General features: G+C 57.1%; 20 protein-coding genes, 2 tRNA genes, 1 rRNA gene, 1 other RNA gene and 2 CRISPR repeat arrays. Of the genes, 2 read left to right on the forward strand and 22 right to left on the reverse strand.

All coding sequences use genetic code 11. The features are described from left to right. The first annotated feature begins 1,371 nt into the window (after positions 1-1,371). Positions 1,372-1,740: a CRISPR direct-repeat array (repeat unit 31 nt). A gap of 253 nt (positions 1,741-1,993) precedes the next feature. Further along, positions 1,994-2,487: a CRISPR direct-repeat array (repeat unit 31 nt). 633 nt (positions 2,488-3,120) lie between these two features. The 16 genes from EG886_RS11885 to rpoN form a co-directional block, all read right to left on the reverse strand. Next, the gene (locus EG886_RS11885) at positions 3,121-3,525 is read right to left on the reverse strand and encodes a DUF5615 family PIN-like protein (protein ID WP_124728338.1); all 405 of its coding nucleotides are present in this window, start codon (positions 3,523-3,525) and stop codon (positions 3,121-3,123) included. 3 nt (positions 3,526-3,528) lie between these two features. Continuing rightward, the gene (locus tag EG886_RS11890; protein ID WP_124728339.1) at positions 3,529-3,987 is read right to left on the reverse strand and encodes a DUF433 domain-containing protein; all 459 of its coding nucleotides are present in this window, start codon (positions 3,985-3,987) and stop codon (positions 3,529-3,531) included. A gap of 94 nt (positions 3,988-4,081) precedes the next feature. Then, positions 4,082-4,157 (reverse strand) — tRNA-Thr (locus EG886_RS11895). A 10-nt stretch (positions 4,158-4,167) separates the two neighbouring features. Beyond that, positions 4,168-4,524: a transfer-messenger RNA gene (ssrA, locus tag EG886_RS11900) on the reverse strand. 84 nt (positions 4,525-4,608) lie between these two features. Further along, positions 4,609-5,076 carry an SsrA-binding protein SmpB gene (gene smpB / locus EG886_RS11905; RefSeq protein WP_124728340.1) on the reverse strand — a complete coding sequence of 156 codons (468 nt, stop codon included), beginning with the start codon at positions 5,074-5,076 and terminating at the stop codon, positions 4,609-4,611. Positions 5,077-5,314: 238 nt separating this feature from the next. After that, positions 5,315-7,636, reverse strand: coding sequence for a ribonuclease R (gene rnr, locus EG886_RS11910; RefSeq protein WP_124728341.1), 2,322 nt, complete (start codon positions 7,634-7,636; stop codon positions 5,315-5,317). A 47-nt stretch (positions 7,637-7,683) separates the two neighbouring features. Continuing rightward, positions 7,684-8,469: an alpha/beta hydrolase gene (locus EG886_RS11915; RefSeq protein ID WP_124728342.1), complete on the reverse strand. Its 786-nt coding sequence runs from the start codon at positions 8,467-8,469 to the stop codon at positions 7,684-7,686. Positions 8,470-8,630: 161 nt separating this feature from the next. After that, a 5S ribosomal RNA gene (gene rrf / locus EG886_RS11920) occupies positions 8,631-8,745 on the reverse strand. Between the two features lie 159 nt (positions 8,746-8,904). Next, on the reverse strand, positions 8,905-9,138 hold the full coding sequence (gene secG / locus EG886_RS11925; protein WP_124728343.1) for a preprotein translocase subunit SecG: 234 nt from the start codon (positions 9,136-9,138) through the stop codon (positions 8,905-8,907). A gap of 177 nt (positions 9,139-9,315) precedes the next feature. Continuing rightward, positions 9,316-10,605: a phosphopyruvate hydratase gene (eno, locus tag EG886_RS11930; protein ID WP_124728344.1), complete on the reverse strand. Its 1,290-nt coding sequence runs from the start codon at positions 10,603-10,605 to the stop codon at positions 9,316-9,318. Positions 10,606-10,683: 78 nt separating this feature from the next. After that, positions 10,684-12,222, reverse strand: coding sequence for a 2,3-bisphosphoglycerate-independent phosphoglycerate mutase (gene gpmI, locus EG886_RS11935; RefSeq protein WP_124728345.1), 1,539 nt, complete (start codon positions 12,220-12,222; stop codon positions 10,684-10,686). Beyond that, positions 12,219-12,986: a triose-phosphate isomerase gene (tpiA, locus tag EG886_RS11940; protein ID WP_124728346.1), complete on the reverse strand. Its 768-nt coding sequence runs from the start codon at positions 12,984-12,986 to the stop codon at positions 12,219-12,221. The genes gpmI and tpiA overlap by 4 nt, the downstream gene beginning before the upstream one ends. Positions 12,987-12,998: 12 nt before the next feature. After that, entirely contained in the window at positions 12,999-14,183 is a 1,185-nt protein-coding gene (locus tag EG886_RS11945; RefSeq protein ID WP_124728347.1) for a phosphoglycerate kinase, read from the reverse strand. Positions 14,184-14,429: 246 nt separating this feature from the next. Beyond that, complete coding sequence (gap, locus tag EG886_RS11950; RefSeq protein WP_124728348.1) at positions 14,430-15,440, reverse strand: type I glyceraldehyde-3-phosphate dehydrogenase; 1,011 nt, start codon at positions 15,438-15,440, stop codon at positions 14,430-14,432. Positions 15,441-15,523: 83 nt separating this feature from the next. Continuing rightward, positions 15,524-16,564 carry a sugar-binding transcriptional regulator gene (locus EG886_RS11955; RefSeq protein WP_124728349.1) on the reverse strand — a complete coding sequence of 347 codons (1,041 nt, stop codon included), beginning with the start codon at positions 16,562-16,564 and terminating at the stop codon, positions 15,524-15,526. Positions 16,565-16,816: 252 nt separating this feature from the next. Further along, a complete protein-coding gene (rpoN, locus tag EG886_RS11960) occupies positions 16,817-18,160 on the reverse strand; it encodes an RNA polymerase factor sigma-54 (RefSeq protein WP_124728350.1) in 1,344 nt (447 codons plus the stop codon). A gap of 472 nt (positions 18,161-18,632) precedes the next feature. On the opposite strand from rpoN, the gene EG886_RS11965 reads away from it, so the two are divergent. Both EG886_RS11965 and clpP read left to right on the forward strand, forming a co-directional pair. Next, positions 18,633-18,707, forward strand: a tRNA-Arg gene (locus EG886_RS11965). Between the two features lie 165 nt (positions 18,708-18,872). Further along, positions 18,873-19,460 (forward strand): ATP-dependent Clp endopeptidase proteolytic subunit ClpP, encoded by a 588-nt coding sequence (gene clpP / locus EG886_RS11970; protein WP_124728778.1) that lies wholly within the window; start codon positions 18,873-18,875, stop codon positions 19,458-19,460. A 49-nt stretch (positions 19,461-19,509) separates the two neighbouring features. Here clpP and EG886_RS11975 read toward each other — a convergent pair whose 3' ends face one another. The 6 genes from EG886_RS11975 to EG886_RS12000 form a co-directional block, all read right to left on the reverse strand. Then, the gene (locus tag EG886_RS11975; RefSeq protein WP_124728351.1) at positions 19,510-20,229 is read right to left on the reverse strand and encodes a thermonuclease family protein; all 720 of its coding nucleotides are present in this window, start codon (positions 20,227-20,229) and stop codon (positions 19,510-19,512) included. An 88-nt stretch (positions 20,230-20,317) separates the two neighbouring features. Beyond that, positions 20,318-20,698 (reverse strand): hypothetical protein, encoded by a 381-nt coding sequence (locus tag EG886_RS11980; RefSeq protein ID WP_124728352.1) that lies wholly within the window; start codon positions 20,696-20,698, stop codon positions 20,318-20,320. 149 nt (positions 20,699-20,847) lie between these two features. After that, positions 20,848-21,516: a hypothetical protein gene (locus EG886_RS11985; protein WP_124728353.1), complete on the reverse strand. Its 669-nt coding sequence runs from the start codon at positions 21,514-21,516 to the stop codon at positions 20,848-20,850. A gap of 228 nt (positions 21,517-21,744) precedes the next feature. Next, positions 21,745-22,002, reverse strand: a complete 258-nt coding sequence (locus EG886_RS11990) for an HPr family phosphocarrier protein (RefSeq protein ID WP_124728354.1) — start codon at positions 22,000-22,002, stop codon at positions 21,745-21,747. Between the two features lie 14 nt (positions 22,003-22,016). After that, on the reverse strand, positions 22,017-22,979 hold the full coding sequence (gene whiA / locus EG886_RS11995) for a DNA-binding protein WhiA (protein WP_124728355.1): 963 nt from the start codon (positions 22,977-22,979) through the stop codon (positions 22,017-22,019). A gap of 19 nt (positions 22,980-22,998) precedes the next feature. Beyond that, positions 22,999-24,003 (reverse strand): gluconeogenesis factor YvcK family protein, encoded by a 1,005-nt coding sequence (locus EG886_RS12000; RefSeq protein WP_124728356.1) that lies wholly within the window; start codon positions 24,001-24,003, stop codon positions 22,999-23,001. Positions 24,004-24,005: the final 2 nt, after the last annotated feature.

A 24,005-nucleotide genomic window follows, 5' to 3' on the forward strand; every position in this document is an offset into this window, starting at 1 on the left:
AACCCCTGGAGGTTCACAGACTTCGATTCATTATTCAGAAAAGATACTCTTCCGTCACTGCTCTGTTAAGCCAGGTGGTTTCTCGCACATGAATAAAAAGGAGGAACCCTCCCCTGCGAGTGCCTTTGCCATCGCAACGAAACGAGCAGGAGAGGGGTTCCGGTACACTCCCTCACACAATCCCAACAAGGATACAACTCAAACTCCGGCATGTCGGCGCGTTGCCGCGAAAACAGCGTCTTTCAATTCCACCATGGATCCAACTCAAACCCTATTGTGAACATCAGATAAATCAAGGCTTCTCCATTATACCAAACCCTCAAAAAGTCTGTGAACCGAAAATTCTGCAAAAACCCCGGGAGGTTCACAGACTTCGTTTCATTCTTCAGAAAAAATACCTCCTGTTACAACTCCGTTAAGCCAGTTGGTTAATCTCACACCAATAAAAGCCGGAACCCTCACACAATTCCACCATGGATACAACCCAAACGATGCAAAAGATGTTGTATTTGAGGACTACACAAACTTTCAATTCCACCATGGATACAACCCAAACCCCATTGTGAACACCAGATAAATCAAGGCTTCTCCATTATACCAAACCCCTAAAAAGTCTGTGAACCGGGAGTCCTGCAAACCCCGGGAGGTTCACAGACCTCGTTTCATCATTCAGAAAAGATACCCTTCCATCACTACTCTGTTATTCCAGGTGGTTTCTCGCACACCAATGGTAAAAGCCGGAGCCCTCCCCTGTGAGTGCCTTTGCCATCGCAACGAAACGAGCAGGGGAGGGCTCCCGACGGGCTCCCTCACACAATTCCACCATGGATACAACTCAAACGAAACGGGTGGAGGCCGAGGGGTCGCCAGAGTTCTTCACTTTCAATTCCACTATGGATGCAACTCAAACGCTTCCTTTCTCACGATGGTGGGACGTATGAGTTGGCTTTCAATTCCACTATGGATGCAACTCAAACCCCCAACGCCTCCACGCGGATTCCTTCAGCATGTGCCCTTTCAATTCCACCATGGATACAACCCAAACCCCATTGTGAACATCAGATAAATCAAGGTCTTTTCATTATACCAAATCCCAAAAAAGTCTGTGAACCGGGAATCCTGCAAAAACCCCGGGAGGTTCACAGACCTCGTTTCATTATTCAGAAAAGATACCCTTCCGTCACTGCTCTGTCAAGCCAGGCGATCTCTCGCACACCAATGGTAATAGCCGGAGCTTCCCCCTGCGAGTGCCTTTGCCATTGCAACGAAACGAGCAGGGGAGGGCTGCCGGCCGGCTCCTTCACACAATTCCATCTTGGGATCCAACTCAAACGATGTAAGGAAAAGACAAATTCTAAGGAGGTTTTTCCACTTTCAATTCCACCATGGATGCAACTAAAACAAAAGCGAAAGGCCCACAGCAGCGGCAACTGTTGTGCTTTCAATTCCACTATGGATGCAACTAAAACGACAGTGGTTCAGTGCAAACGATTCAGAGGGTATGTCTTTCAATTCCACTATGGATGCAACTCAAACTCCGGAAGTTCGGCAAACAATGGGTGGTGACTGAACACCTTTCAATTCCACTATGGATGCAACTCAAACTTACACCCTGAAAAAGTTCTTCCCTCGGCTATACAACCTTTCAATTCCACTATGGATGCAACTCAAACATGGAATCCTTCACCCCCAGCGATCCCGAACCACTCTTTCAATTCCACTATGGATGCAACTCAAACCCCATTGTGAACACCAGACAAATCAAGGCTTCTCCATTATACCAAACCCTCAAAAAGTCTGTGAACCGGGAGTCCTGCAAAAACCCCGGGAGGTTCACAGACCTCGATTCAATTTTCAGAAAATATCCCCCTCTGTCACAACTCTGTTAAGACAGGTGGCTTCTCGCACACCAATGGAAAGCCGGAACCCTCCCCTGCGAGTGCCTTTGCCATTGCAACGAAACGAGCAGGGGAGGGCTGCCGGCCGGATCCCTCACACAATTCCACCATGGATCCAACTCAAACTTCCGGATTAACCGTCCGGATGTGATTAGAATCGCCTTTCAATTCCACGATGGATCCAACTCAAACACGCAATCAATCGAATTCTGAACCCGCCGAAACGGCTTTCAATTCCACGATGGATTCAACTCAAACGGGCAAGAAGACCACGGAGGAGATGCAAAGGAAATGGCTTTCAATTCCACGATGGATTCAACTCAAACTGATTGCCCCCGTGCGAGTGCCCATGCTCGGTTTCTCTTTCAATTCCACGATGGATTCAACTCAAACCGGCGCCACGTCCACCTCATACGAAAGCTGTCTTTCAATTCCACGATGGATCCAACTCAAACGCTCAGACACTCATACGGACACCACCGTCCGGACAGTCTTTCAATTCCACGATGGATCCAACTCAAACCTCCCTGTTTCATTATTTCACACATTTTGATATCCTTTCAATTCCACGATGGATCCAACTCAAACCCCATTGTGAACACCAGACAAATCAAGGCCTTTCCATTATACCAATCCCCAAAAAAAACTGTGAACCTCCAATCCTGCAAAAACCCCGGGAGGTTCACAGACTTCGATTCATTATTCAGAAAAGATACCCTACCGTCACTGCTCTGTCAAGCCAGGCGACCTCTCGCACACCAATGAAAAGCCGGAGCCCTCCTCTGTGAGTGCCTTTGCCATCGCAACGAAACGAACAGGGGAGGGCTGCCGGCGGACTCCCTCACCCCAATTCCACGATGGATACAACTCAAACCAGACAGAAAGATGTCATCGAATTCATGAATGATTGCTTTCAATTCCACGATGGATCCAACTCAAACCCCATTGTGAACACCAGACAAATCAAGGCCTTTTCATTATACCAAACCCTCAAAAAGTCTGTGAACCAAGAATCCTGCGATGATCAAAGCCGGAGCCTTTCCCCGCGAGTGCCTTTGCCATTGTAACGAAACGAGCGGGGAATGGCTTCCGACAACTCCCACGCACAGTGAAAAATCCGGAGCCCTCCCCTGCGAGTGCCTTTGCCATTGCAACGAAACGAACAGGGGAGGGCTGCCGGCGCACTCCCTCACACAATGGTTCACATCCAATGGTTCACATCTCACAGGCGAAAAGACACATTCGGCCCCGGAACATACCGGCTGAAGATCACCATGGTGCCCTCCCGGAGAACTTCCCAGACGGAATTGTCCAAAGCGGAGACCCGTTCGAAAAAGGCGTGGATTTTCCGGCATGTGACGTCGACGTTTCTTCGGGTCACCTGGAATTTGAACCACAGGATTCCCTGGTGAACCACATCCGGCAGGCGGGGAGGAACCAGAAGGATGAAATCTTTTCCGTTGTGGGTGAGCAGGATTCTTCCCGAATCCACGGCAGCCTCGAGCACGCGCGAGTCGCTCATGCCGCGCAGACCGAGCGAATGGACGCTTTCCACGTCATACCCCAGCTCCCGGAAGATTTCCGCGGCTTTGGGCGTGACGTTTTCATCCAGCAGCAGTTTCCGCATGGATCAGCTCCCCAGAAACGGGTCATCCAGAACCTCGATGGCATAATCAAGGGCGGCTTTCACCTGGTCCGGATTCAACCGGTAGTCTTCGCAAATCTCTTCCACGGTCATGCCGTCGCGAAAACAGGCCAGAATGAGCGAAACCTGGATGCGGGTGCCGGCGATCACCGGCATGCCTCCGACCACTTCGGGCGTCAGGGACACGCCCTCATGGTGATGAGCCACGCGTTTCAGATAAGCGTATCCGCTTTTGTCGATCTTTCGCTTCCACGTCGGAATGGCGGGAAGATGGACAATCCGCGCTTCAAGGGGGCCGGCCTCCTGAATCCGGAGCGTGCCCGATTCTTCTCCCGGATCTTTCTCCGGGGCTTTGCGGGGAAGTTTCCCGTCCCCGTTTGTGTCCGGCTGATGGCCGGATGCATTCCGCGCTTCGCGCTCCCGGTCGTCCCCGGAATGTTTCATGCTCCTCCCCCGCTTTCATGACATATTCGGAATGATCAGACAAAAACAATGAAAAAACAAGCCTTCGGATTCGTTGGTCCGAAGGCTTCTTGTCTGGTGCTGATGGAGGGATTCGAACCCCCGACCCCTTCATTACGAGTGAAGTGCTCTGCCAGCTGAGCTACATCAGCATGTCGGTTTTGGTGGAGGCGAGCGGAGTCGAACCGCTGTCCGAAGACCTCGCCACGTCAGGTTCTCCGAGCGCAGTCACCGCACTTGGATCTCGTCTTCAGGCCGCCCGGTGACAGGCTGCCGGGAAGACCAGCCGCAAAGATCTCGCCTCACGACCTGCGGCAAGTCGATCGGCCAGCCCGCTGAATGTGAGACCCGTTCTCTCCTCACGGGCGAAGGAGAGGCGGATCCTGGCTGAACAATTAAGCAGCCAGAGCGTATTCTTGTTTGCCAGTTACATTTGGCCTTGCGTGTTTAACGAGAAGCGCAACCCCTCGGCTCGCTGCTGACGCTCGATCAATCCCCGTCGAATCCCAGAACGCCCCCGAGATTCAACTTTTCGCTCGTATCGAGCGGCCACATCTTGCATTATAGCAGGGTCTTTAAAATCATGCAAGGGTTTTTTTGCGTTCAGCGCAAATTTCTTTCCTTCAGTTCGCGCCGGATCATTCTCTCCGCTTCCCGCTTGGCTTCGGTGGCCCGTTTGTCATGCAACTTTTTCCCCTTGGCCAACCCCAGCTCCACCTTGGCAAACCCGTTTCGCAGGTGCACGTCGAGCGGTACCAGCGTATAGCCTTCGCGCTGGACGAGACCGTGCAACTTGTCGATTTCCCGGCGGTGCATCAGGAGTTTGCGCGTGCGGGTCGGATCCACGTTGAAGCGGTTGCCTTGTTCATACGGGCTGATGTGCATGCCGATGATGAACAGTTCGCCCTTGTCGATGCGGGCATAGCTGTCCTTCAAGTTCACACGCCCCTGACGGATCGACTTGATCTCCGTCCCGGTGAGAACGATGCCGGCCTCGTAACGCTCTTCGATCTGATAATCATGAAAGGCCTTTTTGTTTTTGGCGATCACTTTGACGCCTTTGTTGCCCACCGGTGTTCACCTCGCCCGCATAAAGTGTGACGCGAGCATCATTATACCAATCGAACGGACGGCGGGTCAACAGATTTTTCACGGATTATTCAAACTTCATGCGCACGGGCCGGAACGGACCGGGGGAAGGAACCCCCCTTCCGCCCGGTCACGTGCACCGGTTTGGAACGCCCCTGCGGCGAAGCTCCGCGGAGGCATGGTTGCCCCCTCCTTCGTGAATGCGGTGAAGGATGCGGCTTTACTTCCGCTTCCGGGTTTTGCGATCTTTTTTCTTTTTGATTTTCTTTGCTTTGATTTTTTTGGTTTTGCCGGATTTCGGAGGCTCGACGGCATGCAGCTTGCCTTTTTTGCCGCGTCTTCTTTTCCCGGTCTCCGCTTCGGCGGGCGCTTTTGCTTTTCTCCCTTTTTTCCGGATCCGCTCCAAGCCTTCCCCGCCGAAGTGATCCAGCAGTTCAAAGTCGATCTTGCGTTCTTCGACGTTGACGCCGGAGACGCGGATGCGCACCTTGTCCCCGATGCGGAGCACGCGTCCGGAGCGCTCGCCGATCAGGCAGTAGTGCCGTTCGTCATACCGGTAGTAGTCGTCGGTGAGGAAGCTGATGTGCACCATGCCTTCCAGCGTGTTTTCCAGTTGGACGAACAGGCCGAAGGAAGTGACGCTGGAGATGATGCCTTCGTACTCCTCGCCGATCCGTTCCATCATGTATTCGGCGGCCTTGAGAGCCTGCGTTTCCCGCTCCGCGTCGACGGCGATCCGCTCGCGGATGGAGGATTGCTGTGCGGCGTCGGGCAGATACGCATTCAACCGGTCGATCCGCTCCACCGACAAGGCGCCGTTTTCGTGCACTTCGCGGATGATCCGGTGGATCAACAGGTCCGGATAACGCCGGATCGGTGACGTGAAGTGCGAATAGTACCGCGCGGCCAGACCGAAATGCCCCAAGCATTCCGCGGCGTATTTGGCCTGTTTCATCGAGCGGAGCATCACGGTGCTGATGATGAGCTCTTCCGGCTTGCCCGCCACTTTTTCCAGCAGCTGCTGCAAGGCGTGCGGTTTCACCTGATCCGCTTTTCCCTTGACCGAATGGCCGAACGTGGCGACAAGCTGGTAAAACGACTGCAATTTCTCCGCATCCGGATTTTCGTGGATCCGGTAGACGAAGGGAACGTTCAGATTGAAATAGTGCTCCGCCACCGTTTCATTGGCTTTGAGCATGAACTCCTCGATCAGTTGCTCGGCGATGGTCCGGGGCCTGCGCACCACATCGACCGGCCGTCCCTTTTCATCCACGATGATCTTGGCTTCGGGGAAATTGAAATCGATCGCCCCGCGGGCCATCCGCTTCCGGCGCAAGGTCATGGCCAGATCGGCCATCAGGCGGAAGTCTCCCACCAGCGGTTTGTACCGTTCGATCAGCTCCGGATCGTTGTCCAGGAGGATTTTCTTCACATTGGTGTAGGTCATGCGCTCGTTGGTACGGATCACGCTGGGATAGATGTCGTACCGCACCACGTTTCCGGCGGGATCGATCTCCATGTCGCAGGTCATGGTGAGCCGGTCCACCCGCGGATTGAGGGAACAAATGCCGTTGGACAGACGCTTGGGCAGCATGGGAATGACCCGGTCCACCAGGTAGACGCTGCAGCCGCGCCGGTAGGCTTCCCGGTCGAGCGCCGATCCTTCCTTCACGTAATAACTGACGTCGGCGATATGTACGCCGAGCCGGATGTTTCCGTTGTCCAGCCGCTCCACGGACACGGCGTCGTCCAGGTCTTTGGCGTCTTCCCCGTCGATGGTCACCATGTCCCAATCCCGGAGATCGCGCCGGCCCTTCAATTCTTCCTCCCGGATTTCCTCCGGAACGCGTTCCGCCTCCGCCAACACTTCTTCGGGGAACTGTTCGGGCAGGCCGTGCTTGCGGATGACGGACAGAATGTCCACGCCGGGATCGTTTTTGTGCCCGAGGATTTCGATGATTTCCCCTTCGGCACTGAACCGGCCGGTGATCTGATGCAGTTTCACGACCACCTTCTGCCCGTCCCGCGCATTCATCTGATGCTCGGCGGCGATGAAGATGTCCGCGCCAATCCGTTTGTCATCCGGAATCACGAAACCGAAATGGGAAGACAGCCGGTTGAACGTGCCCACGATCTTGTCCCGCCCGCGTTTCAGCACGCGGACGATTTCCCCCTCCGGTCTGCGGCTTTCCGATTTGGCCCTGTGGATGCGAACCAGCACCAGATCGCCGTCGATCGCCCCGTTCATGTCGCTGGTGTGCACATACACATCCGGCTTGCCGGGGGTGTCGGGAATGACGAATCCGAATCCCTTGGCGGTTCCCTGCAGAGTTCCCCGAACCAGGTTGAACCGCTCCGGCACCCCGTAGCGGCGGGCACGGGTTTGGACGATCCAACCGTTCGCCTCCATTTCATCCAGCAGCAGTTCAAAGGGGCCCATCTCTTCTTCCGGCACCTGGAACACCTGGGCCAACTCTTCCCGGGTCATCGGTTTGTACGCACTTTCCTGCATGAATCGCCTGATATCCTGTTCTTTCACCATATGGTTTGCGCCGCCGCAAGAACGCATGGGATCATGGCGGCGAACCGTCACCTCTCTTTCACGTTCAGACCGATCCGCGGCTCACCGCTGCCGGTCACCGTCCGCACAAACGCTTCCACGTCACGGAACAGTTTCATTCGTTCTTTGTCCACCGTGATGATATGCGTCGACTTTTCGTACCACTTGAGCCGCTTCTCCGACGATCCGAGATGATCCAGGATATAGTGTGCACTCTTCTCCAAAATCAACTCATCCCGTGCCGCCTGAACCACCAGGGCCGGAACCTTCACTTCCGGAAGTTTCTTCTTCATCCGGCGAATCAGGCGAAGCAGCTCTCCCACGCATTTGACCGGCGTCCGGTCGTACGGAACCAGATGCGCCTCGATTTCCGGATCCCGGTGCACGGAGCGCGGTTTGAAGCGATACACATACTTGACGAGGTCGGCCAGAAACGCCCTCCGGTCCCGGATCCACACCGGCGCGCACATGGAAATCACCCCGTGTACGGGTCTTTCCGCCGCAAGCATCAGGGAAAGCACGCCGCCCATCGACAGACCCGCGACGAACAGATGATCCAGGTCCTCCCGCATCATGCGGTCATGGGCGTCGAGCACCGCTTGCCACCAATCCTTCCACCCGGTTTTCTCCATGTCCTCGGGACTGGTCCCGTGTCCCGGCAGGAGGGGCGCATACACCGTGAATCCGCGGCTTTTGAAATACTCTCCCATCGGGCGAAGTTCCGACGGGGTTCCCGAAAACCCGTGTATCAACAGGATTCCCGTTTTTCCTTCCGGATAAAAAAAGGGCTCGGGAGAACGTACAACGGTTTTCATCTCTCCATCCACTTCCTGAACCAGTGTCAAAAGGGTTTTTTCCCTCAGGGAAAATTTTCTATGCATTCACCATAGCACAACCGCGGGGGAAAAGAAATCGGGGAAACGAGGGGGGAGTTGGACAAAAGAAAAAGCCACCCGAAATCGGGTGGCTTTCGGTTGCCCGGCAACGACCTACTCTCCCAAGGGCCATCCCTCAGTACCATCGGCGCTGGAGGGCTTAACTTCCGTGTTCGGGATGGGAACGGGTGGATCCCCTCCGCCATGGTCACCGGACGAAAATTATATTAGCATGGATTGATGATCCTGACAAGAGGGGCACGCAAAAAATTTTCCCCGGCAAGAAAACGGCCGATGTCGGACGAGACCGGATGAACAGGGCAAACCGTCACTCCCGTCATCCGTTCACATCCCATCGGCACCACGAATCCATCGTCACTTGACGAAATAACCCACCAGCAGGGCCGCGATCATGAACAGGGTCGCCAAAACCCCGGTCAGCTTGCCGAGCAGCGCGTCGATTCCGCGGGCTTTCGCCTTGCCCATCAGGTGTTCGGCACCGCCTGCGATCGCTCCGGACAGACCGGCGCTTTTGCCCGACTGCAGCAAGACGACAAGAATGAGACCGACGCTGATGACCGCAAGGATAATTTTGGATGCCAGTACCAAGGCAGAAACCTCCTCGCTCTGTTCACTGTTATGACAGTACCACATTCCCCCCCGCTTTTCAACGGGACAAGAGGCAAGAAAGCCTGTGTTCTTCAAATATTTTGTGAGATGCCCGTCTCGAAAGGCCAAAAAACCGGCCTCCCCCGCCGGGGGAAAGCCGGTTTGCGGATGAATTCGTCACTTCTTCAGGTTGTAGAACGCGGTCAGACCCGGATATTGCGCGGTGTGACCCAGCTCGTCGGCGATGCGGATGAGTTGGTTGTACTTGGCAACGCGGTCGGTCCGGCTGGGTGCACCGGTTTTGATCTGTCCCGCACCGGTGGCGACGGCGATGTCGGCGATGGTGGTGTCTTCCGATTCGCCGGAACGGTGGGAAATGACGGCGGTGTATCCGGCGCGTTTGGCCATTTCGATGGCATCGAAGGTTTCGGTCAGGGTGCCGATCTGGTTCACTTTCACCAGGATGGAGTTGCCCACGCCTTTCTCGATGCCTTCTTTCAGGCGACGGGTGTTGGTGACGAACAGATCATCGCCGACCAGCTGCACCTTGCCGCCGAGGCGCTCGGTGAGCAATTTCCAGCCTTCCCAGTCGTCTTCGGCCAGGCCGTCCTCGATGGAGATGATCGGGTACTTGCCGACCAGCTCTTCGTAGAAGGCGACCATTTCTTCGGAGGTGCGGGTGATGCCTTCCCCTTCAAAGTGGTATTTGCCGTCTTTGTACATTTCGGTGGAGGCGACGTCCAGCGCCAGCTTCACTTGCTCGCCCGGTTTGTAACCGGCCCGTTCGATCGCTTCCATGATGGTGGAGAGGGCTTCCTCGTTGGAGGAAAGGTTCGGAGCAAATCCGCCCTCGTCTCCCACGGCGGTGGTGTAGCCTTTTTCTTTCAGCACCGCTTTGAGGCTGTGGAAGATTTCCGCGCCCATGCGGATGGCTTCCGCCATGGTTTCGGCGCCGACCGGCATGATCATGAATTCCTGGATGTCCACGTTGTTGTCCGCGTGGGCACCGCCGTTGAGGATGTTCATCATCGGCACCGGCATGGTTTTGGCATTGAAGCCTCCCAGGTATGCGTACAGCGGCAGGCCGACGGCTTCGGCGGCGGCGCGGGCCACGGCCATGGAAACGCCGAGGATGGCGTTGGCGCCCAGGTTGCCCTTGTTCGGGGTGCCGTCCATTTCGATCAGGGCGTTGTCAATGGCCACTTGATCCAGAGCGTCCATGCCCACGATCTGCGGAGCGATCACGTCATTCACGTTTTTCACGGCCTGGAGCACGCCTTTGCCCAGGTAACGGGATTTGTCGCCGTCCCGCAGCTCCACGGCTTCATAGGCACCGGTGGAAGCACCGGACGGCACGATGGCGCGGCCCACGGCGCCGGACTCGAGAACGACTTCCACTTCGACGGTCGGATTTCCGCGGGAATCGAGGACTTCACGGCCGTACACTTCAATGATGGTGGTGCTCATCAAGGTTCCCTCCACTTCGGAAAAATGAGTGGGTAAATGATCATTCATGATTCCATGGTTCGGGGAGATGTCCCCGGATCAACCTTCGACGATCAGAGACTGACCGTTCATCTCTTCCGGTTTCTCCACGCCCAGAAGGTGCAGGAGCGTCGGTGAAATATCGGCCAGAATGCCACCGTCCCGCAGCTTGACCGATTCGTCCGTGACGATCAGCGGCACTGGGAATGTGGTGTGGGCCGTGTGGGGACGACCCTGCTCGTCGATCACCATGTCCGCGTTGCCGTGATCGGCGGTGATGACGGCCACGCCGCCTTTCTCCAGCACGAGATCGACGATGCGGCCGAGGCATTCGTCGACGGCTTCCACCGCCCGGATGGTCGGCTCCAGCTTGCCGGAATGTCCCACCATGTCCGGGTTGGCGAAATTGAGGATGATGGCGTCATGTTTGTCCGCTTCGATCTCCTTCAGCAAGGCATCGGTCACTTCATAGGCGCTCATTTCCGGTTTCAGGTCGTAGGTGGGCACCTTGGGCGAAGCGATCAGGATGCGCTCCTCTCCCGGGAACGTCGCTTCGCGCCCTCCGCTGAAGAAGAACGTGACGTGCGGATATTTCTCCGTTTCGGCGATGCGCAGCTGCTTCAGTCCGTGGCGGGAAACCACTTCCCCGAACGTGTTGACCAAATCGACCGACGGGAAGGCGATCTCGCCGCGGACGGTTTCGCTGTAGTGCGTCATGCAGACGTAATGAAGCCGCCGTGGCTGTTCCGGACCGCGGTCGAACCCGTCGAAATCCGGATTGGACAGGGCCTGCGACAGTTGAATCGCCCGGTCCGGCCGGAAGTTGAAGAAGATGATCGCATCGTCGGAGCGGATGGTGGTCACCGGTTGTCCGTGTTCGGTGATCACGGTCGGCAGGACGAATTCGTCAAAGGTGCCGCTTTCGTGCGACTCCCTGACGGCGGTCAGTGCATCCTCCGTCCGGATTCCCTCGCCGAGGACCATCGCCCGGTACGATTTTTCCGTCCGATCCCAACGACGGTCCCGGTCCATCGCGTAGTAACGGCCGTGCACGGTGGCCAGTTTTCCGGTCCCCAGCTCCTTCATCCTGGCCAAGAGGTCCTCCAGATAGCCCGGAGCACTGTCCGGAGCCGTGTCCCGGCCGTCGAGGAACGCATGCACATACACCCGGTCCAGCCCCTCGCGGCGGGCCAGTTCCAGGAGGGCGAACAGGTGCGCGATGTGGCTGTGCACACCGCCGTCGGACAACAGCCCCATCAGATGCAGGGAAGAACCCCGCTCCTTCGCGTGCCGGACGGCGCCCAGCAGCACCTCGTTTCCGAAGAACTCCCCGTCCTTGATCGATTTGGTGATGCGGGTCAGGTCCTGGTACACGATGCGGCCCGCTCCGATGTTCAGATGCCCCACCTCGGAGTTGCCCATCTGTCCGTCCGGAAGTCCCACCGCCTCTCCGCTCGCCTGGAGGGTGGTGTGGGGAAACCGGTTCCAGTACCGGTCAAAATTCGGTTTCTTTGCCTGGGCGACGGCGTTTCCTTCCGTTTCTTCCCGCAGGGCGAATCCGTCGAGGATGCAGAGGAGGACCGGCTTTTTCCGCGTCACCGGTCATCCCCCGCTTCCGCCGCTTGCACCAGCTTGATGAACGAAGCGGGATCCAGGCTGGCGCCTCCCACCAAGGCACCGTCGATGTTGGGCATGTCCAGCAGTTCCCGAATGTTGTCCGGCTTGACGCTGCCGCCGTACTGGATGCGCACCGCCGCGGCCGTCGAGGCATCGGTGAGCGAAGCGACCGTGTCACGGATGAAGGCGATCACTTCTTCCGCATCCTGGGCCGTGGCCGCCCGTCCCGTTCCGATCGCCCAAACGGGTTCGTAGGCGATGATGACGCGAGCCGCGTCTTCCGCGGAAATTCCTTGCAGCGCCTTCTCCACCTGTTGCCGGACGACCTCTTTGGTCCGTCCCTGTTCCCGCTCTTCCAGCGTCTCGCCCACACAGACGATCGGCACGAGCCCGCCGGCCAGCGCCGCTTTCAACTTGCGGTGAACCGTTTCGTCCGTTTCCGCGAAGTACGCGCGCCGCTCGGAATGCCCGATGATCGCGTATTTCACGCCGATCGCCCGGAGCATCGGCACGCTGATCTCTCCGGTGAAGGCCCCTTCCCGTTCCCAATGCACGTTTTGGGCACCGAGACCCACTCCGGTGCCTTCCAGCGCCTTTCTCAGTGCCGGAAGCGCGACGAACGGGGCGCAGATGACCGCTTCCACCCCGTCCGGCAGCCGCGTGTCATGAAGCGCGGCCGCGAACGCTTCGGCTTCTTCCGGCGTTTTGTACATCTTCCAGTTTCCCGCGATGACAGGGGTACGCAAGGTGTTACCTCCTCACTCTTTGTCCTGCAGAACGGCCACGCCGGGAAGCTCCTTGCCTTCCAGGAATTCCAGGGATGCGCCGCCGCCGGTGGAAATGTGGTCGACGCTGTCCGCCAGGCCCGATTTCTCGATGGCCGCCGCCGAATCGCCGCCGCCCACGATGGTCATGGCGTCCGATTCGGCCAGTGCCCGGGCAACCGCGTTGGTTCCCTCGGCAAACCGGTCGAATTCAAACACGCCCATCGGTCCGTTCCAGACGACCAGCTTGGACTGTTTCACCGCTTCCGCGAAAAGCTCGCGGGTTTTCGGTCCGATATCCAGCGCCATCCGGTCTTCCGGAATCTTGTCGATGTCCACCACTTCCGCTTCCGCATCCGGGGCGAACCGGTCGGCCACCACGGCATCGACGGGCAGCAGCATGCGGACGCCTTTTTCTTCCGCCTTTTTGATGAACCCTTTGGCCAGTTCCACTTTGTCCTCTTCCAGCAAAGACTTGCCGATTCCGTATCCTTGCGCATGGACGAACGTGAAGGAGAGACCTCCGCCGATGATCAGGTTGTCCACCTTGTCCAGCAGGTTCTCGATCACGCCGATTTTGTCTTTCACCTTGGCACCGCCGATGATGGCCGTGAACGGACGGGCCGGATCGGACAGCGCCTTGCCCAGCATGTCGATTTCCTTCTGCATCAGGAATCCGGACACCGCCGGCAAATGTTGCGCGATTCCCGCAGTCGTGGCGTGAGCCCGGTGCGCGGTGCCGAACGCGTCGTTCACGTACAGGTCGGCCAGCCCGGCAAACGCCTTGGCCAATTCCGAATCATTTTTCTCCTCGCCGGGATGGAAGCGGACGTTTTCCAGAAGGAGCACGTCACCGTCCCGAAGAGCGGCCGCTTTGCTTCTCACTTCATCGCCGATCACGTCGTCCGTCTTGACCACGGGCTTGCCGAGCAGCTCGGACAAACGCTTGGCGACGGGAGTCAGGCGCATCTCTTCCACGACTTTGCCCTTGGGACGCCCCAAATGGCTGGCCAGAATGACGCGCGCTCCGTGATCGATGAGGTGACGGATCGTCGGAAGCGCCGCGCGGATCCTCGTGTCATCCATGATGACGCCGTCTTTGATCGGCACGTTGAAATCGACGCGGCAGAAGACCCGTTTGCCGCGGACATCCACATCAATGACCGATTTTTTGTTCATCGGGGTTCCTCCTCGCATGGCAGACGAAAGAGGAGACAACCATCTCCTTCAAGCGGTCGGCAACGTCCCGGACGCCCTCCTCCGGTGACCCCCGGTCCCGCCGGCAGGCCGGTCCCGGAACACGCCTCCCGTTCCGGAGAGGGGTTGAATCTCCTCCCTGCAGCCATCGTCCGTTTTTCCCGAAACGAGTATAGCATATTTTCATTTAGTATGGCACTTTTCACGGACGAAATTGTGACGAAGCGCTCAGAGTACTTTCCGCACCAGGTAATCGGCCAGATCAACCACGCGGTTGGAATAGCCCCACTCGTTGTCGTACCAGGCCACCACTTTCACCATGTTTCCTTCCATCACCATGGTGGACAGGGCATCCACGGTGGAAGAATGGGTGTCTCCGTTGAAGTCGACGGAAACGAGCGGTTCATCGGTGTACGCCAGGATTCCTTTGAGCGGACCTTCCGCCGCTTGTTTCAACACTTGGTTCACTTCTTCGACCGTCACTTCTTTCTCCAGTTCGGCGACCAGGTCCACGACGGACACGTTTTTCACGGGCACCCGCATCGCAAATCCGTTCAGTTTCCCCTTCAGTTCCGGCAGCACCAAAGCCACTGCGCGGGCGGCTCCGGTGGACGTCGGAATGATCGATTCGGCGGCCGCACGTGCCCGACGCAGATCCTTGTGCGGCAGGTCGAGGATCTGTTGGTCGTTGGTGTAAGCATGGACGGTGGTCATCAACCCGCGACGGATGCCGAACGCTTCATGCAACACTTTGGCCACGGGCGCCAGGCAGTTGGTGGTGCAGGAAGCGTTGGAAATCACGTGATGAACGGCCGGATCGTATTGCTCGTGGTTGACGCCCATGACCACGGTGAGATCTTCCCCGGTGGCCGGTGCCGAAATGATCACTTTTTTCACGCTGCCGTGCAGATGTTTGGCGGCATCTTCCCGTTTGGTGAACCGACCGGTCGATTCGATCACGATTTCCACGCCGGCTTCCTCCCAGGCGATGGCCCCCGGATCCCGTTCGGCGAACACGCGCACTTCCCGTCCGTCGACGCTGAAGCCGTTTTCGGTCCGGGTCACTTCGCCCGGGAAACGTCCATGCACCGAGTCGTACTTGAGCAGGTGCGCCAGCGTGCCGGCGTCCGCCAGGTCATTGACGGCGACGACCTCCAACTGCGGATGATTCAGCATGGCCCGAAACACGTTGCGGCCGATTCGTCCGAATCCGTTGATCCCCACTTTGACTTTGCTCATGGTTCATTCCTCCTGGTTAAAGTCTCTTTCTGCAATTCTTCGTCACCGATCGAATCCGGTGCGATCCTCTTTGGGAGGTGCACTCAACATTCACGGACCGGTTCTTCCATTTTCAAAACGGCACGCGCGGCACCTTCGTCCGTCACCAGCACATCGCGCGACACGTGACCGCAAACGGCGCGGATCGCTTCCGCCTTGCCGGATCCGCCGGCCACCGCGACGATCCGCTTCACATGTATCAAATCCTCCAACCGGAGTCCGATGGTGCGGACCCGATGAACGATGTCCCCGTTTTGGTTGAAATAGTAGCCGAACGATTCACCGACGGCTCCTTCGCGCACGAGTTTTTCCACCACTTCTTCCGGTGATCCCCGTCTTCTGGCCATCGCCCGGGCATCTCCGATCCCGTGAACCACGATGCGGGCCTGGCGGATTTTCTCCAACACTTCCCGTACTCTCGGCTCGCGGATCATCGTCTGGTAAGCTTCATCCCCCAGCTCCTCCGGGACGTGCAGGAGCCGGTATGAACTTCCCGTCCGCATGGCCATCCGCGACACGATCCAGTTGGCTTCCAGCTCCACCCGCTCGCCCATGCCTCCCCGGGTCGGCACGAAGGTGACGGTTTTCAACACCGGATGGGCGGGCAACTCCTCCGCCAGCTCCAACACGCTGCTGCCTCCCGACACCGCGATGACGCCATCCGGTTCGGCCAGCTCCGCGAGCAGCCTGGCCGCCGCGCGTCCCATCTCTTTCTTCACCCAGGCGCTGTGGTCGGAATCACCGGGAACGATGATCGCCCGCCGGATCCCGAGAACGGACGCCAACCTCTCTTCCAATCCGCGAAGTCCGGCCATTTCCCGGATGAACGGCTCCGCATCCGTCAGAATGGACTGACCGGCCTCCGTCAGTTTCATGCCTGCGGAGTCCACCCGGATCAAGCCTTGTTCCCTCAGAAAATCGGTCTCCGCCCGGAGAACCCGTTCCGTCATGTCCAGGGCGCCCGCCAGCGCTCTTCGGCCCACCGGCTGCATCCATTGAATCTGCCTCAGGATCCGGTAGCGCCTGTGCATGTCGTTCAACAGCTCCGGCACGAGCCGTTTTTGAATCTCCAGCAATTGCTCCATTCGACTTCCTCCATCCCGACCGGACGAAACACGCATGGTCATCCACAGGATGTCCACCGCAGCGGAAATGATCACACCGAACGCAACATGTTTCGCTTCCGTCAGGAATCTCTGATAGGGACAAAACAAGTCCCGGATGTCTCATTTTTGTCCCATGCACCCCAAAAAAAGATCCCCGCCTGCACAGAGGGATTGCAACCTTATTTTATCAAACCCTGCAGCGGAGAGGAAAGGGGGTTCTTTTTGGAACATTCAAAGAAAGCGCTTCCGTCCGTTCGAAGACGGAATCCCCATCTCTTCCCGGTATTTCGCCACGGTTCTGCGGGAGATCCGGATCCCTTCTCCGGAAAGCATTTCGGCGATTTGCCGGTCGGACAGCGGCTGTTGTCTGTTTTCGCCGTCGATGATGCTGCGGATCTTCTCTTTCACCGTTCCCGAAGCCAGATCATCCCCGGCCGTCGTGGACAGCCCGGACGGGAAGAAGAAGCGGAACGGATACAAGCCGCGCGGCGTTTGCATGTACTTGCCCCGGGTCACCCGGCTGACCGTCGACTCGTGGACGCCCACTTCTTCGGCGATTTGCTTGAGCGTGAGCGGCTTCAAATACTCCATGCCTCCGTCGAGAAACTCCCGCTGCCGGTTCACGATCGCTTCGGCCACCCGGTGAATCGTGTCGCGCCGCTGCTCGATGCCGCGGATCAGCCAGAGGGCGGATTGCATCCAGTTTTTCACGTAGCGCACCGTTTCTTCATCGGAGGTTCTGCCGCGAAGGAGCGCCTTGTAACTGTTGTTGACCACCAGCCCGGGCATCTCGCTTTCGCTGAGCCGGACCGCATATTCCCCGTCCACTTTTTCCACGATCACGTCCGGCACGACATAGCGCGGGGCTTCCGCCGTGTATGCCGCTCCCGGCTTGGGATTGCAGGAGCGGATCTCGTCCACCGCCTCCTGCACGTCCGCCACGTCCGCCCCGAGCGCCGCGGCGATCTTTCGCCATTTCCCTTCCGCCACGTCCCACAGGTGATCGCGAGCGATCGGGATGGCGAGCGGATGGCAACGTTCCCGCCGCCTGAGCTGAATCTCCACGCATTCCGCCAGAGAACGGGCCCCCACGCCGGCCGGGTCCATCGATTGAATCACGCCGAGGCACTCTTCGGCCACTTCGTCGGAAACGAGAAAGCGCTTACATACCGAAACCCACTCAGGGTCGATGTATCCCTTTTCATCCAGCAGGTGGATCAGCTCGCGGCACACTCTCTTGCGCACCGGATCCAGGTCGTATTCGAACAGTTGCGCTTCCAGCACTTCCGCCAGCGTCTCCGGTCCCGCGGTCTGAGGTTCCGGCTCCGGCATCTCCACGCTCCGGTCCGCGCGAAAAGCCGGTCGGCCGGGCCGGTCCAGATATTCCAGCCATCTGAGCAGATCTGCCCCGTCTTCCAGTTCGAGCAGCGGATTTTCCGCCAATTGTTCTTCAAGATGTTCCATCAGATCCAAAGCGGAACCCTGCAGAAGCTGGATGGCTTGGCGCAATTCCGGAGTGAGCACCATTTTCATCCGTTGTTCCTGGAACAAGCCAAGATTCATCTGGAGAGCCATTTGCCGTCACCTCCGTCCGATCACAATGGATCCGGCCCCTCAAGTCACACACAATTGTTCACCAAGTAAAAGAATCAATTCCATTTTATCATAAAAGAATTCTACATCCGGGCCCTTTTTCTGGCATTCTGCCCGGATCGGCAAAGACGCAACATTTTGAAGAACGGCACATCACCGGTGATCGACGAAACCGGTCCTTTGGATGCATGTCCTCCGCCTGTCTCCTTGGAGGAAAAACGGACGTTTGTTTGCCCGTCTCCGGCGGGAGCCTTTCGGACCTGAGGGCGACGTTTGAACGCGCGTCGGGCACCGGACACGAGACACACGGCTCCATCCGTCCCCCGCCCTCTTCCGAATGCGCGAATCGGTTTTCGCGGTGCAGGCAAAAATGAAGAAGAAAATTTTTTTCCGGAATCCCACTTGCATGACTCAAATGCGCGTGCTATAATGTGATTTGTCAGCTCAAGGATACGCGCCTATAGCTCAGGGGATAGAGCACTGGTCTCCGGAACCAGGTGCCCAGGTTCGAATCCTGGTAGGCGCACCAACAGGAAGGCACCCCTTTCCGATACGGAAACGGGGTGTCTGTTTTTTTCGGTTTTTTGTTTGACCTTTTTTGACCTTTGCAGTATCATGGAATCAGAAACCATCTTTTGGCTGAGACCCTATATATCCAAAAGGAGGGGCGGGTATGAACGAAAAACACCCGTCAATGAACTTGGTCCCCTTTGTGGTCGAACAGACGAGTCGCGGCGAACGTTCGTATGACATTTATTCGCGTCTGTTGAAAGACCGGATCATCCTGCTGGGCAGCCCCGTCACGGACGAAGTGGCCAACCTGATCGTCGCCCAACTTCTGTTCCTGGCGGCGGAAGACCCGGAAAAAGACATTTACCTCTACATCAACTCTCCGGGCGGATCGATCACGGCCGGCATGGCCATTTACGACACGATGCAGTTTGTCAAGCCGGACGTTTCCACCATCTGCGTCGGCTGGGCCGCCTCGATGGGCGCCTTCCTGCTGGCGGCCGGAGCCAAAGGCAAACGCTACGCCCTGCCCAACAGCGAAGTGATGATTCACCAACCGCTCGGCGGCGCACAAGGACAGGCGACCGACATCGAGATTCGCGCACGCCGCATTCTCCGCATGCGGGAAAACATCAACCGGATGCTGTCCGAGTTCACCGGCCAACCGCTGGAGAGGATCGAGCAGGATACCGACCGCGACTATTTCATGACCGCCCAGGAAGCGCTCGAATACGGTTTGATCGACAAGATCATGACCACCCACAAGAAATGACGAAAAAAAGCCCTGAATGCGCGCGTGGCGCATCAGGGCTTTTTTACAATCATTCGGCCTTGCACACCTGACTGAGCCTGCGTCCGCTCGCCTTGGCGTCGCCCTCCGTGGCGAACGGCACCCGGTTATCCTGATGAATCTGTTTGACGACTTCCTTGCATTCCACGGGGTGATACACATCGCTCCGTTTGGAAGCGACAAACCGCGCCACCCGCTCAACGGCTTTCGGGTTAAACCCTTTCTCGTGCACGTACCCGTCGACCGACCAGATGCGCAGCCGCTTTTTCCGGGCTTCCTCTTCCGCTTTCCGGTACCGCTTTTCCATCTCCTCATCTTCGTGGAAGAGATAAGCCACACGTGCCAAGCCTTCCTTCAGCAACTTTTCCTGAAGGGTTTCTTTGTCCTTTTCCAGTTGGACATGAGCGAGCAATCGCCCGTACTTGTCGTGTTTCTCCGGTCCGAACTCCAGCGTGACTTTCGAACCGGGAGAAACCAGTTCTTCCAAGTGCAGCTTCGCTTCCATTCCGAACGGCTGCTCTCCCAGTTCGGGATCATTGGTTTCCGGAGAGTCGATGAACAGCATGCGTACCGTTTCCGTCTTCTTTCCGACCTTCACTTTCAACGTATCCCCGTCCACGACCTGAACAACTTCGCCGGAAGCGGTTTCTTTTTTATCCGCGCAAGAAACCGTGAAAACCACAATCGAAATCAAAATGAGTGCAGAAACCAAACGCGCGATCGGACTGATTTGCCGGGGGGAACGGAACATCTCTGTGTCTCTCTCCTTTCCGTGATGAAGGGCCCCGACCCGCCGAGAACTCTCTCGCTTCGCGCAAGAATTCTCTCATGAAACCGGATCAGTACCCCGGATCCCCGTCAAACCGTGGATTCGGCTTGAGTATGCGGACATGAAACGGTGTAATGGGCGTTGTCTGGCTCACTTTTTTGTGAACCTGGTTGGCCAGATGATGATAGTGTTCCGGTTTCACCGTCTTTTCCGGAATGATGTACATCATCACATGTTTTCCGTTGTATTCCATTCGGACATCCTCCACTCCGGGGACGTCCAAGGCCACCTGTTTCATTCTGGCCTCGTCATAACTGACATAGCTGTACGAATGGGAGTCTTTGTCAAGCCCTTCCTGTTCCTCCGGTTTTTCATGCCGCTGACATCCCATGAAAACCGAAATGCCGACGACCAACAGGCTGACAAAGGCCTTGAGTCTGTAACCATTCATCACTGACAATCCCTCCAGTCAGCCGTTAGTTTGCTCGGAGGGATGTTCCGCTTATGCAAACACCGACCAAGCGCCCGGAGGTCCGTGCATGCCAAAGCCCCGCCAACTACGTTTCCCGGCGGGGAACTGATTTTCATGTTTATCGGATGTCAGGACTTCCAACCGGAGTGATACTCTTCCGGTGACAATCGCTGCTCCGTGACGACCAATGTCCACATCAACAACCATTGTCCCAATGAGGAAACGTACCAGACGTCGGCACTGATGCCCACCGCTCCCGCAAGAAGAGCCACCGCCACTCCGAACAGCAAAACGGGCCAGCGATGCCTCACCCACATCATCCACCCGCACAGAAAAAGCGGTACAAGCGGAAGGATCATGACAACCGGAACATGTCCGTCATGCGGCACGTAACGAACAATGCCGCCCACTTCAACGGGGACCAACTCAATCCAAATAATTTCCGTAAAAATGCCCATGACGGTCAACACAAACGTATACAAATTGAACACTGCGCCGGTACTGAGATCATGCGACCATTCCACATGAAGCCTGCGAAGAATATCCAACGAGATAAAGACAAGGGTGGGAGTCAACAGAACGTGGAGGAGGTAACGCACAAGACTGAGCATTTCCAGGAGATATCCCTGTCCGATCCAGGCTCCGGCGGACAGGACAATGCTGCTGTAGATGTTGGCCACAATGAGAAACAGGGTCCATGACGTTCCCCAAAACGATGATTCGCGGAACGTACGGAAACTCCAGACAAAGAGGACCAAATACATGAAAGTGATGACGGGGTAAAAATATGCGTCCATAAATCCCTCCACGGACGGTCACGCACAGACTAGATGTACATGTTATCCCCTCCATTCTATCTTAATCATATCGGAAAGGGAGGGGAGGAAACCAAACAAAATGTGACGATATTTTTTCGGTTGTTTGACCGGACGGCCATTCAGGGGTTGTCCCGGTTTTGTCGCCCAAGATTCCGGGAACTTTCCGAAGCCGCCCGGTCTTCCCCCGCCGACGGGGTCCAGGTCCGTTTACTCCTTCCTGGAGACCATCTCCGAAAGGGTGTTGACCGCTTCTTGTTCGTCGGGTCCTTCGGCGATGATGGTGATTTCGGTTCCGCGGGAGACGGCGAGGCTCATGATGCCCATGATGCTTTTCGCGTTCACCTTTTTGGTTCCTTTGACGACCCAGATTTCCGAGGAGTAACGGTTGGCTTCCTGAACAAACAACGCAGCCGGACGGGCATGAAGTCCGGTTTCCAGTTCCACGGTGACTTTCTTTTCCACCATCGGTTCGTACCTCCTCACGTGGATGACGGTTCATCCGATGTTTTCCCGTTTTCGCGCAGCTTTTCGGCCATTTCGTTCAGCTTCCGGATTCGGTGGTTGACGGCCGATTTGCTCACTTTTTCCGGCAACAACTGGCCCAGTTCGGCCAGATTGACGTCGGGATGACGGAGTCGGGTTTCCGCCACTTCCCGGAGACGGGGCGGCAGGTTTTCGAGGCCGATCTCGCTTTCGATCAGGCGGATGTTCTCGATCTGTCGCATGGCGGCCTGAATCGTTTTGTTGAGATTGGCGGTTTCGCAATTGACCAGCCGGTTGACGGAGTTGCGCATGTCTTTCATGATCCGGATGTTTTCGAAACGGAGCAGGGACGGGTGCGCACCGATGATGTTGAGGAATTCTCCGATCTTGTCGCCTTCCTTGATGTAAACCACGTACCCCTTTTTGCGTTCGATCATGCGGGCATGCAGGTGAAAATGGTTCATCAGATCAAGAAGGCCCTGGCTGTGATCATGGTACGTCGAGAGAATCTCCATGTGATACGAGCCGCTGTCGGGTGAATTGACCGAACCGGCGGCCAGGAACGCCCCACGCAGATAGGCTCGTTTGCAGCACGGCTTCTTCAGGAGATCCGGCAGGATCCCTTCGACCCGTTCCCAGGAACCTTTCCGGAAAATTCCGAGCATGGACAGAATCCAAGCGGTCTTTTCGGAAAGGCGGATCATGTAGACATTGTTTTTTTTCAGCCGGATTTTTCGGCGAACCAGAATTTCCGGCTGCACTTGAAAGAGCTGTTTCAGCAAGGTGAACACATGCCGGGCCGTCGACGGATTTTCGGTGGTGATCTCCACCACCGGGCCGCCGGGCTTCGGCTGAACGCTGCCGTTCATGCGAACCAGAGCCGACAGCTCGGCACGCCGGCAGCAGGGCTTCGCTTCCAGCTGCGTCAGCTCTTTCTTGATGGTTGCACTGAAAGACATGGGACTTCCCTTCTTTGCCTCATCCGCTTTGGAGGCGCTTGGTCCTTTCGCGCAGCAAGCGGAGAATGTGTGCGCCGATCCGCTCCGCATCGTGCCTGAGCAGATTCTGATACTGAAGCAGGTTGTCGGCGACCACGCGGATGCCCATGCGATGGATCCGGTCCACGTCCGGGACCACCATGCGCTGATTCTTGTCCGCGTATTTCTTCTGGACGGAAAGAGGAGGGACTTCGTTGTTGATCACCGCCACGTCAATCATGCGATCCCCCACGTGTTCATCAATGGCGCGAATGTGATCGCTGGCGGTGAATCCGTCCGTCTCGCCCGGCTGGGTCATCACGTTGCACACGTAGATTTTCTGTGCCGGGGATGTGCGAATGGCTTCACACATGTCTTTGACCAAAAGGTTGGGCAAGATGCTCGTGTACAGGCTGCCCGGACCGATGATGATTCCGTCCGCTTCCCGAATGGCCTCCAGAGCCTCTTCCAGCGGTTCGGGTTCCGGCGGGCTGAGAAACACGCGCCGGATCCGTTTTCCGCTTTCCGGGATTCGGGATTCCCCCTTGACGATGGTTCCGTCGGTCATCTCGGCCATGAGAACGACATCCTCGGCACTGGCCGGCAACACCCGGCCACGTACCGCCAATACGCGGCTCAATTCCTTGACGGCCTGCGTGAAATCTCCGGTGATCTCCGTCATGGCGGCCAACATCAGGTTTCCCAGCGTGTGTCCCGCCAATCCCTCCCCGCCCGTGAAACGGTATTGGAGCACCCGTTCCAGAAGCGGCTCCGTGTCCGCAAGCGCGACCAGCACGTTGCGGATGTCGCCCGGCGGGGGCATATGAAGATCGGCGCGAAGTCTGCCGGAACTTCCTCCGTCATCCGCGACGGTGACGATGGCGGTGATGTCCAGGGGAAGGCGCTTGAGGCCCCTCAGGATGTTGGAGAGACCCGTCCCTCCCCCGATGCAGACCACTCGGGGAAAGCCGCGGGAATCCTTCTCGAATCTCCTGCTGTGCGCCACTT

Origin of the sequence: Staphylospora marina (genome assembly GCF_003856495.1) — a bacterium.
GTDB lineage: Bacteria > Bacillota > Bacilli > Thermoactinomycetales > Thermoactinomycetaceae > Staphylospora > Staphylospora marina.